Here is a 308-nt window from a genome sequence, read left to right as displayed (position 1 = left end):
AGGTCAAGTCGGCGATTGAGGCGGCCTATGTTGCCCAAAAGAACTGGGCGAAAAGGACGGGTAAGGAGCGCGCCGCAGTCCTGCGAAAACTGTACGACCTCATAGTATCGAATGTCGATGATCTTGCCACTATCCTCACCCTAGAGATGGGGAAACCATGGACGGAGGCGAAGGGAGAGATTCTTTATGGTGCATCCTACGTCGAGTGGTTCGGTGAGGAAGCAAAGCGAGTCTACGGCGACACCATTCCAGGTCATCAGCCGGATAAGCGCATCATCGTGATCAAGCAGCCCATCGGAGTTGTTGGG

At 54.5% G+C, this 308-nt stretch carries 1 protein-coding gene; it reads left to right on the top strand.

All coding sequences use genetic code 11. The features are described 5' to 3' along the window. Window positions 1–308, top strand: a 308-nt coding sequence (locus EN846_RS34380; protein ID WP_135928144.1) for an aldehyde dehydrogenase family protein, incomplete at both ends; no start/stop codon positions are given.

The sequence above is a fragment of the Mesorhizobium sp. M4B.F.Ca.ET.203.01.1.1 genome (assembly GCF_004791025.1).
GTDB classification, from domain to species: Bacteria; Pseudomonadota; Alphaproteobacteria; order Rhizobiales; family Rhizobiaceae; genus Mesorhizobium; species Mesorhizobium abyssinicae.
Note: the sequence above shows the minus strand (reverse complement) of the source record. Positions and strands in the feature narration are given on the sequence as shown.